A 17,557-nucleotide genomic window follows, 5' to 3' on the forward strand; every position below is an offset into this window, starting at 1 on the left:
GCTTTATTTTAAATTTTTCCAATACCAGGCTACCGAAGCTTCTAATCCATTTTTAAGATCAAAGTTAGGACTATATCCTAACAATGTTTTTGCTTTTTCTATAGAAGCTAACGAATGAGGAATATCCCCTACTCGTTCAGGTCCGTGAATGGTTTGTATATTTTTAATCTCATCATCATAATGAGATAATAAATCTTTTAATATATCAATAAGTTGATTGAGTGTTGTTTGTTCTCCATAAGCAACATTATAGACTGTATTCAAAGCTTCTTCATTAGAAGCAAGCATTGATTTTACATTCATTTCTATAACATTATCTAAATAAGTAAAGTCCCTAGAAAAAGAACCATCACCATTAACTACTGGTGATTGGTGGTCTATTAATTGTTTAATAAATTTAGGAATTACGGCAGCATATGCTCCATTAGGATCCTGCTTACGTCCAAATACATTGAAATAACGCAAACCAATAGTATCTATACCGTATGTTTTATGAAAAATATCAGCATATAATTCATTTACATATTTTGTAATCGCATATGGAGATAAAGGCGCTCCTATAATATCTTCTTGTTTAGGTAATGATTCCGAATCTCCGTAAGTAGATGAACTTGCAGCATAAATAAACCGCTTTACTTTCTCATCTCTAGCAGCAGTAATCATATTTAAAAACCCACCAATATTGACATCATTAGTTGTCTTTGGGTCTTTTATAGATCTAGGCACAGAACCCAAAGCTGCTTGATGCAATACATAATCTACAGAGGTAACAGCTCTTTTGCAGTCTTCAAAATTGCGTATATCCCCAATAAATAATGTAAAATTGGGGTGATCAAGTAACGAACTTATATTTTTCTTATGACCCGTAGCAAAATTATCTAAGCAATGTACAATAGCCCCATGATCTAATAGATACTCACAAAGATTAGAGCCTATAAAGCCTGCACCTCCTGTTACTAGTACCTTTACATCTTTTAAGCCATCTACAATTATATTGGTCATATATGCGTTATTTGAGCAGTGCAAATATAATACTTCTTAAGATGTAGATTGCATTATATATAAGACTCAATTATAACTATTTTTTATCTAATGATTTGTCCCATAAAGTAAGGTTTTACAAAAAAAATGAACCAAACATAATAGACATTACATACCTTTACTTCTATTACACCATTTTATACTATTGATATAAACACATGAAGTTGTTTTCAACACTTATTTTTCTCACACTAGTAGTAACACAATGCCAACCGCAAGATTATGGAGTATTAGATTACTATATGACACTACCTGATCTATTGGAAGAAAATTCAGGTATTTCTATCTCTCAGAATAAGACTCATATATATGCCATTAATGATTCAGGAGGTACAGCAACTGTATTTTCAATAAATATAAAGCATCAAGAAATCACTCAAGACATTACAATCACCAATGCTCAAAACATAGATTGGGAAGATCTCGCTAGTGATGGAAATAATTTATTTATAGGTGATTTTGGGAATAATGAAAATAAGAGAAAGGATCAAACCATATATTGGATAGAAAATATTGATCAAACTAAACCTGGTTCTTTTTCCGCTTTCGCGAAAAAGACCACATTCATTTTTGAAGATCAAAAGAAATACCCTCCTAAAAAAGGAAATCAAAATTTTGATGTAGAAGCTTTTATAGTATTCAAGTCTCATTTTTATTTATTTACCCGTAATCGTTCAAGTCACAAAAAATTTGACGGCACAACCAAAGTCTATAAAGTTCCTGTAAAAGAGGGACCACAAACAGCTATTCTTATAGATGAATTTAAAACCTGTCCAGACCGTGATGATTGCCAGGTAACTAGTGCTGCTATCCATCCAGAAACGGGAAAAATTGCACTTTTAAGCTATAATAAAGTTTGGATACTTGAGGGATATAAAGAGGATCGTTTCTTTTCAGGATCTGTAACTAAAATTAAACTAAAACATAGCTCTCAGAAAGAAAGCGTTACTTTTAAAGATGCCAATACACTCTTTATTTCTGAAGAGGCATCTTCAAAAAAACAAGGAAATCTATATACGTTAGATTTAAAAAAAATCTGAATATTCGCTGTTAGTATTGATCTTAAATGCCGACTTAAGCGTGTAAATCAATCATTATGAAAGCATCCATTTCTATTCTAGTAGTATTATTTTCAAGTTTTTTTGCGCAAGCACAAATGACCAATGAATTATTAGAAGAAATTCTTACAAGAGAAGTAGATAGTATTGAAGGCTATAGCGGAAGATGGCAAATGAAACTAAAAGAACTTCCCATGATTGTTCTTACGGATGAAACAAACGACCGTATGCGTATCATAGCTCCTATCATTGAAGCTTCAAGACTAGATGAAGATCTTTTATTAGATTGTATGACTGCAAATTTTCACTCAGCATTAGATGTAAAATATGCAATTTCTGATGGAATCTTATGGTCTGTATATATTCATCCATTAAGTCCACTTAATGAAGAACAAGTAAAAAGTGCTATAGAACAAGTATTTTTAGCAGCTGCTACTTTTGGCACCAGTTTTTCCAGTACTCCCTTGTTATTTGGTGGTGGAGATCAATCGCAGCAAAATGTTCCTGCAAAAAAAGACTCTCTCATTTTTAAGAAAACCTAAGGAAGTTTGTAATTACTTATTAGGTGTAAAACTATATTCAGGTACTTTACCAACTGCGCCTTCAAAAAAATCATGAATCATTGCCATATCTTGTTCCAAACTACCAGAAGGGTATAAAGGCTTTGATATACGATGTTCTTTTTTACCAAAATCGAAAGCAACCATAATGATAGGTACTTTTGCTTCCAGTGCGATATAATAAAAACCAGTTTTAAGTTTATCTACCTTTTTACGAGTACCTTCTGGAGCTAGTGTAAGTCTAAATTCTTCTTTATTTTCAAATACTTGCGCAATAGATTTTACTTTATCTTGACCCGAAGTTCTATCTATAGGAGCACCTCCCATCGCTCTAAAAAAATAACCAAAAGGCCATTTGAAAAGTTCTTTTTTTCCAACAAATCCTATTTTAACACCTAAGGTTGTACGCAGCAATACACCCATATAGAAATCATGCCAACTTGTATGAGGCACAGCAATTACGATACATTTTTTTACAGTATCTTCAGAGAAGTCACCTATAGACTTCCATCCAAGTACACTTTTATATATCCATTTTGATAATCCCATATATTCCTATTTCTCTATAAGTTGACGTGCTTTTTCTAAATCTTCGGGAGTATCTATCCCGATAGCTATATTATGAGAACGCACCATTTTTATTTTTTTTCCGTACTCTAAAAACCGAATGCATTCTATTTTTTCGGCAGCTTCTAAAGGGCGCATTTCCAAAAGAGAAAAATCTATAATTGCCTGTTTTCTAAACGCATAAATCCCTTTATGTTTATAAACCGTTAAAGGTGACTTAGGATCTCGTACATATGGTAAGGGTGATCTAGAAAAGTATAACGCATAATCCATTGCATCTACAATTACCTTTACATTATTTGGATTTTGGATGTCTTCTTCAGTTTCTAACGGAGTCATGACACTTGCTAGGTCAATTTGAGAAGCATCATCTCCATAAAACACTTGTAATACAGGAGCCAAATCTTCTCTCGTTGTAAAAGGTTCATCACCCTGTACATTTACTACGATATCACAATCTATTGCAGCTACTGCCTCGGCAATACGATCGCTACCACACTCATGATCTTCACGACTCATCAGTGCTTTTCCTCCTTCTGCAATGACTGCATCATAAATTACAGTACTATCTGTAACCACATATACATCATCAAAAAGTTGTGTCGCTACAGTACTTTCATACGTACGTACGATTACTGGTTTTCCTGCTAAATCTTTCATCATTTTACCAGGAAAACGAGACGCTGCATATCGCGCAGGAATCATTGCTATAATTTTTAATGATGTGCTCATGATGTTGTATACGCTTTCGCGAAAGCGTAAAATTTAAGATTAAATACAGATGCAAACATAGGTAAATTCATTTCGAATCAAGAACGTCTTAACTTTTTAATAAAACGCCAGATTCCTACTACTAATATTAGTACCACAATAAGCGCAATAAATGGAGAAAACACACTAGCAACTGAGATTGTTGTCGCTGCACCCGCCTCTGCTGTGGCCACTACAGGATTTGCGATCCCTCCTGTAGTTGCGGTAGAGGTAAGTCGTGTAGCTCCTGTAGTACCTGAAATAGCTGCCGCAGCTCCGCCACCTGCTACAATAGCAAGCGCCCAAGTAAATGCGGGATTTACATCTCCCATCGTTGCCACCATTAGCAAGGTGCCTGCAATGCCCGCTAAGGGCACAGAAACAGTATCTAAAAGGTTATCTAACCAAGGGATAAAGTAAGCAAACGTCTCAATAACCGCTGCAATCCCTAATAACCATAAAGCGGCACTACTGCCTACCCATTGCCAATTTTCATCGACCGGAAACCATCCATAATGAGCAGATAAACTCATAACAAGTAAAGGGATAAAGATTCTAAACCCTGCAGCTGCAGCGAGAGAGAAACCTAATACGATACTTACAATTAATTCAAAATTCATATAATAATAGTATAGAATACTGTTAAGATACAGTATTTGTTCTTATTCTTCTACAAACATATCTCCTTTAAACCCTATAAGATATACTTTTGATTTTGCTCTGGTTACAGCAGTATATAACCATCTCAAGTAATCTCTATTCATTCCATCAGGAAGATAAGGTTGTTCTATAAACACCCTTTCCCACTGCCCTCCTTGAGATTTATGACACGTGACTGCATACGAAAACTTTATCTGAAGCGCATTAAAAAACTTATTGTTTTTAATTTTTAAAAAGCGTTTATAGTTTGCCTTCTCATCTGCATAGTCTTTTTGTACTTCTTGATATAATCTATTTGAATCTTCATAAGGTAACGAAGGAGTTTCCATAGATAATACATCTAGCATGACAACGGTATCAAATGGTTTCATTGTTGGGTAATCGATCATTTGTACTTTTACCTCTGCAAATCTGAAGCCATATAATTCTTTTATAGCATAAATCTCTAAGATTTTAATAATATCACCATTAGCTATAAAACCTGCATCACTCTTTGCATCTATCCAGAAGTAGTTATTTTTTACTACCATAAGATGATCTCCTGCAGATATTTCTTCTTCTTGAAAGAGAATACGTGATCGTATTTGCTGATTATAAAGGTTTGCTCTTTTATTAGAACGCACAATAATTGCTGTTTCTTCATTGCCTACTTGATCATATGAATCTTGTATAGCATCCATGATCTCATGACCATCTATAAGTCTGACAATATCTTCAAAACCGTGTAAATCAAATTTATAATCTTCATAAAAACCTTCGGCCAGATGTTCTCGTAATGTTGTTGCATTGGAGAGAATACCGCTACTTTCTGCCTGACGCATAACTTCATCAAGCTGTAAACTTTCTATTTCTTTATTGTATTGTAATGACAAAACATTTCTATCTAACGCGGGAGAGATATCTAATTTTACAGGCGGTAGCTGTGCGTCATCCCCAATCAAAATAAGTTTGCATTTATGACCACTATACACATATTGCATCATATCATCTAGCAAAGAACCATTTTCAAATAATTTAGATTCACTAACCCTATCAGATATCATAGACGCCTCATCAACAATAAAAACACAATTACGATGCTTATTAGGTTGTAATGTAAAGGAAACACCTCCTCCTCTATCTTTTTTAGGGAAATAAATTTTTCTGTGTATTGTAAAAGCTTGTCGTTTGCTATAATTACTTATCACCTTAGCAGCTCTACCTGTAGGTGCCATAAGTACTGAAGACAATTGAGCTTTCCATAAATTTTTAACTAAAGTTCCAATAATTGTTGTTTTTCCTGTTCCTGCATAACCTTTTAATAAAAAAACGGTATCATATTTGCTGTCTAAAAGGAAATTTGAAAGCTTTTGCAAAAGTATATCTTGCTTAACTGTAGGGGTATACGGGAAGTCTGTTTGCAATAGTTTATAAAAGGACGAAGGGTCTGTAGACATAAAAGATTATTAGCTGGGTTAAATATAACGAAGGAAAATATCTTAATATGTTTTTACGAATAAAAAAAAATTGTAGATTTGCGAGTATACGTAAACTAATATAAAAACTCTACGAATGAAAATTGTTTTACAAATTGTACTTTGGGTAATCATAGGTGTGTTATCATACTTACTTTTTAATGCCATCTATGGAGAAGTGAAATTTAATGAGATAAAAGAAAAAAGGTACAAAATGGCTATTGAAAACTTACGTGACTTACGTATTTCTCAAATAGCACATAAAACAGTTACTGGAACTTATGAAGCTGATTTTGATAAATTAGTTCGTTTTATTGACACTGCTCAATTTACATTAACACAACGTAGAGATTCTATTGTACGTGATGAAGAGCAAAGTAAACTCTTTAGTGTAGATATAAATAAAGAAATAACTATTATAGACACATTAGGCTATAAATCTGTAAAAGACTCTTTATTTGGAACTTCAGATCGTTATAAAACAATGATCAATGTTCCTATCGAAGGTGCAAATGCTAAATTCGAAATGAAAACAGGAACTATTAATAAAAGTAATATTGACTTTCCTGTATTTGAAATCAAAGTACTTAAAGAAGTATTATTATATGATCAGCCTAAAGATTTCTTAACAAAAGAAAAGCAAGTAATTTCTGTAGATGGTGTAAATGGAGATGCACTTACAGTAGGATCACTTTATAAAATTGATACAAACGGAAACTGGCCGAAGAGTTACGGTGCAAATGACGAATAATAATCAATCACATACCATATCAAAGAAATTGTCCATCCAAGTATGCTTAGATGGACTTTCTTTTTTTACTCAAGCTATCGCTTCAAAAGAAGTGATAAGTTATAAAGCTATTGTATTTGAACAAAAAGTAGATCCTGCTTCTTTGCTAACAGAAATCACTACTATTTTCAATACATACCCTGAATTAAAAACATCCTACTCTAAAGTAGAAGTCGTCTATAGTAATCAATTATTTACATTGGTTCCTAAAGCTGTATTTGATCCTGAAAAACTAACAGATTATTTAAAGTTCAATACTAAAATCTTAGCAACAGATTTTATAGCGTATGATCATATAGAAACACAGGATATAGTTACTGTATATATCCCATATACAAACATCAATAACTTCTTTTTTGACACCTTTGGCTCCTTTGATTACTATCATGGAATGTCACTTTTTATCAAAAAAACATTGGAAAAAGATGCGCAGTATGAAGACCCAAGAGTACACATTCATGTCCATAAAAATAGTTTTGACCTAGTGGTTACTCAAAAAAAGAAACTACTCCTTGCAAATGCATTTGATTTCCGTTCTAAAGAAGATTTTATGTATTACACATTATTTACTCTAGAACAATTAGAACTAAATCCTGATACTATAGAAGTATTCCTTACCGGAGCTATACAAAAAAACGATGCCTTATTTGAATTAGCCTATACCTATATTCGAAATATAGAGATCAAAGAAGATTCAACAACTAGTATTCCTACAACAGACTATATTTTAAGTTCGCTTTTATGACACGCATTATCTCTGGAAAATATAAAGGACGCCGTATACAGGCTCCTAAGAAACTACCGGTACGACCTACCACAGATATGGCAAAAGAAGCCTTATTTAATATCATACGTAGTCAATTTCATATCAGTGCATTAAGAATATTAGATCTTTTTGCAGGTACTGGAAATATAAGCTATGAATTTGCATCTAGAGGTTCACAGCAAATCGTAGCTGTAGATGCCAACTATAACTGTGTAAAGTTTATAAATAAAACAGCCAACGAATTTGGTTTTGATGCCATACAAACTATCAAAAGTGATGTGTTCAAATATTTAGAACGAGTACCTGGTAACTATGATATTATTTTTGCAGATCCACCATATGATATTTCTATAGAAGACTTTGAGAAAATAGCGGTCCTTATTTTTGAAAATCAATTATTAGATCAAGATGGCACCCTTATTATAGAACATAGCAAGCATACTAAAATGGATCATGTAAAAAACTATGTGGAGACAAGACATTATGGTGGAAATGCATTTAGCTTTTTTGTATGGCCAGAAAGCGATGAAGAAGAATAATATTATTTTTATTTTTTCGCTTAAAGCGAAATGATATACTACTACCCCTATTGAGTTTACTCGTATATACAAAAAAGCAGTATGCTATACATACTGCCCTTTCCCCCAACTTTTTAGTAAAATTAGTTTTACTTTTTTAACTTTCTTCTTCTCCTACAGATTCTGTTTGTGTTGTCACAGATCCTGTAGTTGAATTACCATAAACAGGAGTTTCATTTCTTAAAATATCGATCACTCTTGCAAAATTCTCTGCATTCATATATGGTGTTTCTTCTCTTTTACCTTGAAATGTAGTAAAGTAAAACTTCCCTAAATCGATTTTTGGATCCCAAAGAGCTTGATAGCTATTTAACTTTGTCCAACCAGTGGTTCCTTGTGCATGATGTGGCATAATTCATAATTGTTTTAGTGAGATAAAATTGAATGTGTTTCAATTCTGATGCAAAACTAAGGCAGGAATCCTTTCTTACAATAGGGCATTTACCCCTTTTAGTAGGGATATAAGAACTGAAAATGAAAAGTAGATGTATATATTAGCTTCCATATTCATTTTTATAGTTGCCATCAGATCATTTAAAAACTCACCTCTTATAATCATATTATGAACATATATAATGTTTTTGTAACCCTATTATTTAGTAAGTTAGCGTATGTAAAATTGTATATTAGTTTTATGCTAATATTACTCACAACTATTATAAAACCGTAATATTGATGAACTTAATAGTTAACTAACTGATAAGCATAGTTCACTCAATCTGATTTTTTAATTTGAACAAACAGAATTAGTTTCGTGGAAACTGATGAAACAATGAGAAAATCACTTTTACTTATAACATTAATTTTACCACTAGTAATATTTTGTCAAGAAAATTATTTAGCAAACCTGCCAATAAGTGGAGGGATTTCAGAAATAGGAATTTCACCTTCCGAAAGTATTTGGGTTGCAACAACAGCTGGTAACACATATTACACAAATAAAATAGGCGAACTATGGTCTATGGGGCCTTTCGGTTCTTTTGATACTTATAATTTTAGTTCAGGAAAAACCTTTGAAAGAGTAAATTTTTTTGATGATAATACCTTAATGATTTCTGGATTTATACAAGAAGACGGGAAACAAGATTTTATTTTTCGTTCAACTGACAAAGGAATGACTTGGAATAAAGTAAAATTCGGTAAAAGCAGTTGGATTGATGCAGCTTACATTAATGATAACGGGAAAGCCTGGATGAGTGGAAATTCCCAACTTATTTACTATACTGAAAATAATGGGAAAACTTGGAAAAGCTTTGATAAAGCAGGTAATGAAAATGCATTGAGATTTGCAACCATTCATTTTGCTAAAGATGAAAAAACAGGTTTGTTTGGTTCTTTTTGGAACGTGCTATATAAAACGACTGACAATTGTTTAACTTGGGAAAGAGTATCAACACCTTTAGATCAAAAAAAATATAATAGACTTTCTAAAAAACATAGACCAGACATAAGAAAAATAAGGGTATTTGGAGACTATTACATTATCAATCAACAGGGAAACATTTTCTATACAAAAAGTAACAATATAGACTGGATAGAATTACCAAAAATAGTCGACTTTGAAACTACATCTGATGAGTCTATTTATTTAATTGACACAGATTTGAAAATAGACTTAAGAAACTCAAATTTCGTTTCTATTTGGCAATCCAAGAAACAATTGAGAAGTTTACCAATAGCCATAAACACAAAGAATAATAGCCTTTTTGCTTTTACTAACAGTGAAATTTATAAAATCAACAAAAACGATTTTATTGTTTCAAAACTTATGACAAATGAAATCCCAATTAGAGTGCCTTATTTAAAGGTGAATTTCAGAGGTGAAGAAATTGGTTTTGATGAAAATACAGTTTTAAGATTTGATGAAAAGAGAGCAAAATGGTATCGATTTATGGAACTGCCTATCAATGTTTCAAATGCAGTTATTTTCAAAAATCAAATTGTAGTTGCAGACAATTATTTAGACCAAAGGTTGATTGTAGATATTGATGAACAAAAAACTACTAAATACGAACTTCCAAAATCACTATTCAATCTATTGAAAAATAATATCGATAAATTTTCTATAGAAATAGGTAGTCAAGGTTGTTTTCATAATGTCAGACAATTTAAAGAGTATCACTTAAAAAATAATTCATTTAAGCTCCAAAAAAATGGTAAACGATTTTTACCCAAAATGAATAAAGAAATAAATCCTCAATTATTAAATAAAATAGTTGAAGAGATTAACGATTCTCGTTTCAAGAAACTAACAGTAAGTGATTTAGAAGTTTCGAAGGAAGACTTAAAAAACTTTAAAGACTTTATAGATCATGAGGAACAAAAAATAAAGAAAAAAGGTTACGACCATTTTGACTATGAAAATTACTATACGTTCCCAGGTGAAAATACAAATTTCAGTTTTTATAAAAATGTTGCTGACAGATTTGATTTGATTCCAGATACTGTGATTAACAAAGTGTTTAATACTAGATATGGAAATTGGAGTACTACAACTGATTGGAGAAAAATAACAATCGAATTTAAAAATGGAGAAATTTTGACAATCAAAAATTTAGATGATAAACCAAATTATTTATACACACCTTGGCATATAAATTTTAATGGACTAATTATTAAAAGTAACTCACTAAAATTGGGTCAAATGATTAATGAACTAACCGAAGGTAATTTATATTCTGACGTTACAAAAGATAAGAATTATGCTATTTATAAAGTAGCGGATTTTCTTTACAAACAAGCATTGAACAAAAAATAACTGTAGGCGATAATGTATAAAAATAATTTCTCAATTTTGAACTTAACCAAATGGTAATAATCCGCCACTATTCTTATACAAAACTGTTATCATAAATTATTGAAACCTATGAATAAAGTTAACATTCTTCTTCTGATTTGTATGTTTGGATTTTTTATAGAATCCTTTTGCCAAAATGAAGGTTTAGAAATTTATTTAACGAACCTAGACAACCCGTTTAATAGAGAATATAAATCGAATGAATGTGTTTGCTGTCTTGAGCCAAAACCAAATAATCTTATCGGAGAACCTATTCTGCTAGATTCAGATATTGAATCCTTTAATTGGAGTAAACAGATAATTTATTTGAATGAATCAGGGTTAAAAAAAATTACTGAATTTGATTTTATGAAACCTGGAAGATTACCTGGTGTTCCAGCCGCAATCACTTTATTCAAGATTCCAATATATGGCTTTATGATTTACCCTTATGATTCTTCATACGGATGTGATCGAGTTTTTACGCGATTCAATTCAAAGGAAATTATTTTAAGATTCGGTTCAGGAAAAAAATCGACAGAAGGTGAATGGAGATATGGTCTTGATCCAAGGTTTGACAAGCGAATAAAGCACTATTTAGATAATCGCTCGAGTAATAACTAGTCACAATATTATAGTTTTTGAGTAGATCTCACAGATGTATATATAGTAAGTTTTTATAAAAAAAGCAGGTCTATAAGCCGGATTCTGTATTACACGAGTGTAACCCTTATCATTTATCTGGGATGATTATTACTAAGCACCTCTATCTGCCTACCCTCCCGCAACGCGCGAGTAACACTTAACTGCGGGTATACTTGACATTGCACCGCATAGAGTTTACCTGATTGCACTACAGCATTACCTGTACATTCTTTCTGTTGCACTTGTCCTATCACGCATAAACGTGACGACGGCCGTTAGCCGCTATGCTACTCTAAGGTGTCCGGACTTTCCTATCACAAAGTGATCGATAAGGCGACCTGCTTAGGCAAAGGTACAATATAAATTATGCTATTATAAGTATTTTAAAAGGTAGTTTTTTAACTTTCTTCATCCATTTCCATAAACTCTCTAAGCTTACGTTCTTCCCATTTCACAAAGGGTTTAAAACGACCTAAAACGACAAGACCATGAATCAAAACACCAATTCCCCAAGGGATAAATCCAAGAAGATTCATCCAATGATTATCAGAAAAGCAAAAAAAACAAATCGTAAAGTTTAAAAATGGACCTACTACAGCTATAAGTACCACAAAAATATAAATAGCGAGATGTCCATAAAAACCACGAATACGTTTTACAGCATCTTTTGCACGTAAATACCTTAATTCATTGTTATTTCTCATAGCGATCTTCTTTATCAATATATTCCTTAATCTTACGTTCTTCCCAATCTCGCCCAAAGAATGCTGATTTGCTAAAAAGTTTATATGCTTTAAATATAAGTCCTATACCCCATCCAAAAGCTGGCCACAAAAACCACATATAACGCCAATCATTAAAGTAATAGTTAATTCCAGCAAGCACAGCCATAAACAAGAAGTAGCTCATGATCTCGCCATAAAACTTCTTCAAGTCAGCTACACGCTCTTTTGCTCGTTCATATTTATCTCGTTTCTCTTCTGGTGTCATCGCTAGTATTATTTATATAATTCCTTAAAAATCATCATCATTCATGAGCTCGTCTATCTTTTTAGCCTCCCATGCTTTATTAAAAATAGGATTCCATCCAAAAGTTTCTGCTGCATGCCCTATGACACCCCAACCCCATCCTCCTATAGGAAATATAGCCCAAGGAAAAGAACCAGAACGTGCATTTAAAAAGATAAAAACAGGCACCATAATCAAGTAAATAGTAAAGTGAATATAAAACCCTTTTAATTTCTCCACCTTCTCTTTAGCTCGCTTATAACGCTTATCTTCAATATATTCCTTTTGTTTAGGTACAAATGCTTTTTGTTCTATAAGCATAGGAATCGCAATCTCAAACGTAGCTCCATCATTTTTAATTCTAACTTCAGAATCTGTTAGTAAATGGTAACGTTGTTTGATATTATGCAATCCTACACCACTACTCTTTTTGACTACTTGTTTTGCTTGAATATTATTTTTTACCACTAGCCTATTCCCATCTTCATAAATTTGAATATGTAATTTTTTACTAGGAGTTACCATATTATGCTTTACAGCATTTTCAAGTAATAACTGTAATGATAATGGTACTACTTTCAACTCAGAATTTGATATATGATCAGGTATCTCTACAATGATACTATCTTCAAAACGCATTTTGATCAAGTTCATATACGTACGAGCAAAAGCTAGTTCTTCATCTACAGGAACCAATTCTTTATTCTTTTGTTCAAGTACATAACGATATACTTTAGAGAGAGATGTAGTAAACTTCTGAGCTTGTCTTGGATTTTCTTCTATAAGACTCGCCAATACATTCAAGCTATTGAATAAGAAATGCGGGTCTAATTGGTTTTTGAGTGCATCAAATTTCGCGGAAGCGGTTTTAGCAATAATCTTAGACTGCTTGACTTTACGATCTTGTATGTTTTTCCAATAATAAAAACCATAAAAAAGCCCTGTAGAAACTAATGCGATGATAATGGATAAATAATAATCTTGTAAACGTTCACTTTCTAGGAAGGTTTCTAGAGGTTTACCAGCTCTTATAACTTGTAAGAACACACGTATTAAAAATACCGTGATAAAAGTAGCCATCACACCGCTAAGTAGTCCAACAGCCACATTACGCATTTTCCAAAACTCAACACCATAACGGTCTATAAATGTTTTAAAAACAAACATATTGACCATATAAAGCGTTACAGAATACACTTGGTTTTGAAAAAAGAACTCAAAAACTTCTCCGCCATACCATGGGTTTCCTATAAGATATAGGATAATCCCGTGAACTATAAAGAAGACAAGTCCAAATACAAATGCTTTACCAAACTCTTTTAGGATATCCTTCATCAGTGGTTTTGTTCTTATTTATTACACGCTGCATACGCTTCTTCTGCACGTTCTAAGCCGTAACTAGGATGAAACTCTGTAGCTGGTTTAAAGGTAGCAAAAAGATCTATGGCGCGTTTTATTTCATTACAATAGGGTGTTGTATCACTTCCAAAATAACGAGCAGCTCCTATATCCCACTCTGCTTTATTAAAAATAAATATAGGATTTTCTGGTTCTGCTTTTTGTGCTTGCGTATATAATTCTGAAACTTTTCCAGAATATTTCATTCCATACTTGGCACCGTCATATGCTACCCAAACGGTATATAATTGGGCTTGCATCTGTTTTGCATAAGGATTCTCTTTATCTATCGCAAGGATATTATTAACATGCTCTTGTGCCTTATCTAGATTGACCTTTAAAGTTTCTTCTTTTCGGTCTTCCCAAGTACTCCAGCATTTTAATACGTGTATTTGTGCAATGTAGTAATCTGGAAGCCATTGTTCTTCTTCTGCAGCAGCAATACGTGCAAAAAGATTAGAAGCATCATCCATTTTATTTGCCTCCCAAAGTTCAAAAGCTTTGCGCATTCCTTTCTCATATGGAGTTTGTGAAATGCCTAAAGTTGTAATAAAAAGAAATGCAAAAGTGATTATAGTTTTCATCTGTGTTGTTTTTTGATGGTGTAAAAGTGTGCATTTATACGCTTTCGCGAAAGCAAAAACAACCCAACTGTCATTTTTAGCGACCGAACTGTTATTCTAAAATGAATCAAGACCTACATAAATTAAGAATCATGACTATAGCGTCGTCTTAATTTCTAAATCTTAAAGCGATCATGTGCCATTTTCGCGGAAGCGAAACAAAAATTAATATGTTAAAAAGTGCTAAAAAACAACGAATCTGTAAGCAAGACTGCTTATAAAAGACTTAATTTCAAAAAAGAATTGCTATGAAGAATAATCATCTTACACTTATCGGAATCTTAGTTTGTTGTTTTTCATTTCTATCGCTTACTGCACAAGAGCGCACCAATGCTTTACAACAGGAACAAGAGCTAGGAAAAGTAAGTTGGTATCGTGATTATGACATTGCTACTTCCCTATCTGAAAAAGAAAATAAACCCGTATTAATTCTTTTTCAAGAAATACCAGGTTGTGCAACCTGTCGTAATTATGGGGATAATGTATTAAGTAATCCTTTATTGGTAGAAGCTATTGAAGATTTATTTATTCCATTAGTCATTCATAATAATAAAGGAGGAAAAGATCGTGTGATTTTAAATCAATTTAATGAGCCCAGTTGGAATAACCCTGTGGTACGCATAGTAGATGCAAATGGAAATGCATTAGCGCCTAGAGTCGCTGGTAATTACTCTACCAAAGGATTATATAATGCGATGCATACCGCGTTAGCCAAAACGTATACAGAGATTCCTGAGTATATGACCTTATTAGGAAAGGAATTAAGTGCGGTACATAGTACCAAAGAGAAATATTACGCTATGTACTGTTTCTGGACTGGTGAAAAACAATTAGGTGCACCAGAAGGAGTACTCAATACGGAAGCAGGGTTTATGAAAGGCCGTGAAGTGGTAAAAGTAACCTATGATGATCGTAAAGTAGATATAAAAGAACTGGATACGTATGCAAAACGAAATAACTTCACTCCTATTACTGAAGATAACTCCTATCTTCCAGCACGTAATGACGAAGATTATTATTTGCGACACACACTTTATAAATACCTTCCTTTAAGTAATTTACAAAAAACAAAAATCAATAGTGCTTTAGGAAAACGTAAAGATGCAACGGTGTATTTGAGTCCGCGACAGCAAGAATGGCTTAAAGAAATACAAGCCCAAAAAGCAAAACGTGAAGTTTTATTTGATAAATCATTTGCGACAGCTTGGGAACGTAAACTCGTGTTAAGTAAGGGATAAAGAATTCGCTTTCGCGAAATAAAAAACGATATGAATTAGAAAAAACACTATGAGTAATTTATAATTGCATTAACACCTAAAGTAACCTACTCAATTTAGTGTTAAGAGACAATCATTTGGATCATGATTGTCTCTTTTTTATATACAAACTGCTAGTTATGTGTTGAATGTTGAGTAAATAAAAAATAGTCAAGTTTTAGTCTATATTCCATTCTCTATGTTCTAAAAGCAAAGCGGTCTTAAAAACTACATATTAATTTCTATAATGGCAGTAGTATCACTAAGTATAAACTTAGCATCTTTCCATTTAGGAGCGCTCATAAAACCCTTCGCATTATTAGAGCACCCTGTGTCTTCCTTAGGAATTCCCATAAAATTAGTATCTAACTTCTGATTGCTATTCTCGTCATGAAATACAGTAACAGCATACGTACCTTCAGGAATATCTTGAAAACTCACAACTACTTTCCCATCTTTGATGTTGCTTCTAGTACCTTTATAGCGCTTACTTAAAAACGTATCTTCACTATTGTATAGTCCAATATAAAGCATTCCTTCATCGCTATCTATATCAGTAATAGTCACATGAATATCCTGTAGATTATCAGAAAGATCTTGTTGTGCATATATAGTAGTAGTTCCAATAATAAGTACGATTATAAATTTTATAAGAGTAGTCATAACAGCTTGTTTTTAATTGATGGTTCAAAAGTCCTTTAAAAATATGTGGTTTTAAAAGGGAATCTGCTGAACTGTCGAAATGATAGGATGAGTTGTTTTTTTTGATTCTACCGATCATAGATAGATTCGTAAAATAGCCATAGAACCCCTTTATAGTACATTATAAGCTATTAAAAATCAAAATTTTATTGTGTTTTATGAAATAACCATATCTTTACTCTATGTATACACTGCATCATCTTAAACACAAACTATTATCTGTATGGCTTCTCATAGGGATTTCGCTTGCGTTTGGATATGAAACACAAGCACAAACATCGGTAATTACTCCTGTTGAATTAGTTGAGTCATATGCTACGACTACGAAGTCACGGGTTGTATCCTACACCAAGCTTGTTAATGCAATTGATATTACAAAACATGCAGCTCCCTATACATTATTTTCTTTTACTACTTTCTTAGCAGTACAGCAACAGACATTACACTGTCAAACGAAAGTACTTGAAGAAGTATTTTTACACACAAAACCTTCTTTAAGAATACGTTTACTACAGCGTATTTCCTTACCAAATGATACAGAAGATCATCTTAAGTTGTCTTAATTCAAAGACATTTTAGAGTATTCACTTATTGTATCATCATACGCTATCACTAGCGTAACAACTTTTATTCAATGAAATTTAAACGTTTTCTGCGCTTATTGGCGCTTATACTCATGGTTGCTATTGCAGCTGCCATTCCTGTACCTTTCAAATTTGCTTTTAAAGATGATTTACCTAAAAACCTATCAGAACAAGTTGATACTAAAGAAGAAGATGACGAGGAGGATGAACAAGAATATATTATGTAAATATATGAGGTATACGCTTTATCACTTCGCTCTTCTTAAGGGTCGTGAATTTCATAGGTTCGCTTTCGCGAAAGCGTAAAAACCTCTCGAAAACGCTATCGTAAAAACACTAGT

Annotated in this window: 21 protein-coding genes and 1 other RNA gene; 10 read left to right on the top strand and 12 right to left on the bottom strand. The window is 32.7% G+C overall.

What is annotated here, in order from left to right; translation table 11 throughout:
* Window positions 1–3: 3 nt before the first annotated feature.
* Complete coding sequence (locus CHB80_RS08195) at window positions 4–1,002, bottom strand: SDR family oxidoreductase (protein WP_089370966.1); 999 nt, start codon at window positions 1,000–1,002, stop codon at window positions 4–6.
* 197 nt (window positions 1,003–1,199) lie between these two features.
* On the opposite strand from CHB80_RS08195, the gene CHB80_RS08200 reads away from it, so the two are divergent.
* Window positions 1,200–2,081 carry a hypothetical protein gene (locus CHB80_RS08200; protein WP_089370967.1) on the top strand — a complete coding sequence of 294 codons (882 nt, stop codon included), beginning with the start codon at window positions 1,200–1,202 and terminating at the stop codon, window positions 2,079–2,081.
* A gap of 56 nt (window positions 2,082–2,137) precedes the next feature.
* Window positions 2,138–2,641, top strand: coding sequence for a hypothetical protein (locus CHB80_RS08205; RefSeq protein WP_229746861.1), 504 nt, complete (start codon window positions 2,138–2,140; stop codon window positions 2,639–2,641).
* A gap of 12 nt (window positions 2,642–2,653) precedes the next feature.
* Here the strand turns inward: CHB80_RS08205 and CHB80_RS08210 are convergent, their stop codons facing one another.
* The 4 genes from CHB80_RS08210 to CHB80_RS08225 all read right to left on the bottom strand — a co-directional run bounded on the left by CHB80_RS08210 (window position 2,654) and on the right by CHB80_RS08225 (window position 6,072).
* On the bottom strand, window positions 2,654–3,208 hold the full coding sequence (locus CHB80_RS08210; RefSeq protein WP_089370968.1) for a 1-acyl-sn-glycerol-3-phosphate acyltransferase: 555 nt from the start codon (window positions 3,206–3,208) through the stop codon (window positions 2,654–2,656).
* 6 nt (window positions 3,209–3,214) lie between these two features.
* Window positions 3,215–3,958, bottom strand: coding sequence for a 3-deoxy-manno-octulosonate cytidylyltransferase (gene kdsB, locus CHB80_RS08215; RefSeq protein WP_229746860.1), 744 nt, complete (start codon window positions 3,956–3,958; stop codon window positions 3,215–3,217).
* Between the two features lie 77 nt (window positions 3,959–4,035).
* Window positions 4,036–4,596, bottom strand: a complete 561-nt coding sequence (locus tag CHB80_RS08220; RefSeq protein ID WP_089370969.1) for a DUF4126 domain-containing protein — start codon at window positions 4,594–4,596, stop codon at window positions 4,036–4,038.
* 42 nt (window positions 4,597–4,638) lie between these two features.
* Window positions 4,639–6,072 carry an ATP-dependent DNA helicase gene (locus CHB80_RS08225; protein ID WP_089370970.1) on the bottom strand — a complete coding sequence of 478 codons (1,434 nt, stop codon included), beginning with the start codon at window positions 6,070–6,072 and terminating at the stop codon, window positions 4,639–4,641.
* Between the two features lie 115 nt (window positions 6,073–6,187).
* Between CHB80_RS08225 and CHB80_RS08230 the strand changes: the two genes are divergently transcribed.
* The 3 genes from CHB80_RS08230 to CHB80_RS08240 are packed head-to-tail and all read left to right on the top strand — an operon-like array spanning window position 6,188 to window position 8,185.
* Entirely contained in the window at window positions 6,188–6,841 is a 654-nt protein-coding gene (locus tag CHB80_RS08230) for a hypothetical protein (RefSeq protein WP_089370971.1), read from the top strand.
* Window positions 6,831–7,625 carry a DUF3822 family protein gene (locus CHB80_RS08235; RefSeq protein WP_089370972.1) on the top strand — a complete coding sequence of 265 codons (795 nt, stop codon included), beginning with the start codon at window positions 6,831–6,833 and terminating at the stop codon, window positions 7,623–7,625. Before CHB80_RS08230 ends, CHB80_RS08235 begins: the two co-directional genes overlap by 11 nt.
* On the top strand, window positions 7,622–8,185 hold the full coding sequence (locus tag CHB80_RS08240) for an RsmD family RNA methyltransferase (protein ID WP_089370973.1): 564 nt from the start codon (window positions 7,622–7,624) through the stop codon (window positions 8,183–8,185). The genes CHB80_RS08235 and CHB80_RS08240 overlap by 4 nt, the downstream gene beginning before the upstream one ends.
* A gap of 136 nt (window positions 8,186–8,321) precedes the next feature.
* Here CHB80_RS08240 and CHB80_RS08245 read toward each other — a convergent pair whose 3' ends face one another.
* Window positions 8,322–8,576 carry a hypothetical protein gene (locus tag CHB80_RS08245; protein ID WP_089370974.1) on the bottom strand — a complete coding sequence of 85 codons (255 nt, stop codon included), beginning with the start codon at window positions 8,574–8,576 and terminating at the stop codon, window positions 8,322–8,324.
* A 420-nt stretch (window positions 8,577–8,996) separates the two neighbouring features.
* On the opposite strand from CHB80_RS08245, the gene CHB80_RS08250 reads away from it, so the two are divergent.
* Entirely contained in the window at window positions 8,997–10,982 is a 1,986-nt protein-coding gene (locus CHB80_RS08250; RefSeq protein ID WP_143337077.1) for a VPS10 domain-containing protein, read from the top strand.
* Window positions 10,983–11,090: 108 nt separating this feature from the next.
* Window positions 11,091–11,624: a hypothetical protein gene (locus tag CHB80_RS08255; RefSeq protein WP_089370976.1), complete on the top strand. Its 534-nt coding sequence runs from the start codon at window positions 11,091–11,093 to the stop codon at window positions 11,622–11,624.
* A 57-nt stretch (window positions 11,625–11,681) separates the two neighbouring features.
* On the opposite strand, the gene rnpB is transcribed toward CHB80_RS08255, so the two are convergent.
* The 5 genes from rnpB to CHB80_RS08280 all read right to left on the bottom strand — a co-directional run bounded on the left by rnpB (window position 11,682) and on the right by CHB80_RS08280 (window position 14,635).
* Window positions 11,682–11,990, bottom strand: an RNA gene (gene rnpB / locus CHB80_RS08260) — RNase P RNA component class A.
* 53 nt (window positions 11,991–12,043) lie between these two features.
* Complete coding sequence (locus tag CHB80_RS08265) at window positions 12,044–12,349, bottom strand: 2TM domain-containing protein (protein ID WP_089370977.1); 306 nt, start codon at window positions 12,347–12,349, stop codon at window positions 12,044–12,046.
* Complete coding sequence (locus CHB80_RS08270; RefSeq protein ID WP_089370978.1) at window positions 12,339–12,635, bottom strand: 2TM domain-containing protein; 297 nt, start codon at window positions 12,633–12,635, stop codon at window positions 12,339–12,341. The genes CHB80_RS08265 and CHB80_RS08270 overlap by 11 nt, the downstream gene beginning before the upstream one ends.
* Before the next feature lie 24 nt (window positions 12,636–12,659).
* Window positions 12,660–13,988: a histidine kinase gene (locus CHB80_RS08275; RefSeq protein WP_089370979.1), complete on the bottom strand. Its 1,329-nt coding sequence runs from the start codon at window positions 13,986–13,988 to the stop codon at window positions 12,660–12,662.
* Window positions 13,989–14,002: 14 nt separating this feature from the next.
* Window positions 14,003–14,635, bottom strand: a complete 633-nt coding sequence (locus CHB80_RS08280; RefSeq protein WP_089370980.1) for a hypothetical protein — start codon at window positions 14,633–14,635, stop codon at window positions 14,003–14,005.
* Between the two features lie 287 nt (window positions 14,636–14,922).
* Between CHB80_RS08280 and CHB80_RS08285 the strand changes: the two genes are divergently transcribed.
* Entirely contained in the window at window positions 14,923–15,912 is a 990-nt protein-coding gene (locus tag CHB80_RS08285) for a VPGUxxT family thioredoxin-like (seleno)protein, type 2 (protein WP_089370981.1), read from the top strand.
* Window positions 15,913–16,158: 246 nt separating this feature from the next.
* Here the strand turns inward: CHB80_RS08285 and CHB80_RS08290 are convergent, their stop codons facing one another.
* The gene (locus CHB80_RS08290) at window positions 16,159–16,593 is read right to left on the bottom strand and encodes a DUF2141 domain-containing protein (RefSeq protein ID WP_089370982.1); all 435 of its coding nucleotides are present in this window, start codon (window positions 16,591–16,593) and stop codon (window positions 16,159–16,161) included.
* A 221-nt stretch (window positions 16,594–16,814) separates the two neighbouring features.
* Between CHB80_RS08290 and CHB80_RS08295 the strand changes: the two genes are divergently transcribed.
* Window positions 16,815–17,195 carry a hypothetical protein gene (locus CHB80_RS08295; RefSeq protein WP_089370983.1) on the top strand — a complete coding sequence of 127 codons (381 nt, stop codon included), beginning with the start codon at window positions 16,815–16,817 and terminating at the stop codon, window positions 17,193–17,195.
* Window positions 17,196–17,266: 71 nt separating this feature from the next.
* Window positions 17,267–17,443 (top strand): hypothetical protein, encoded by a 177-nt coding sequence (locus CHB80_RS24600; RefSeq protein ID WP_179218117.1) that lies wholly within the window; start codon window positions 17,267–17,269, stop codon window positions 17,441–17,443.
* Window positions 17,444–17,557 lie beyond the last annotated feature (114 nt).

Origin of the sequence: Dokdonia pacifica (genome assembly GCF_900188275.1) — a bacterium.
Classification (GTDB): Bacteria; Bacteroidota; Bacteroidia; order Flavobacteriales; family Flavobacteriaceae; genus Dokdonia; species Dokdonia pacifica.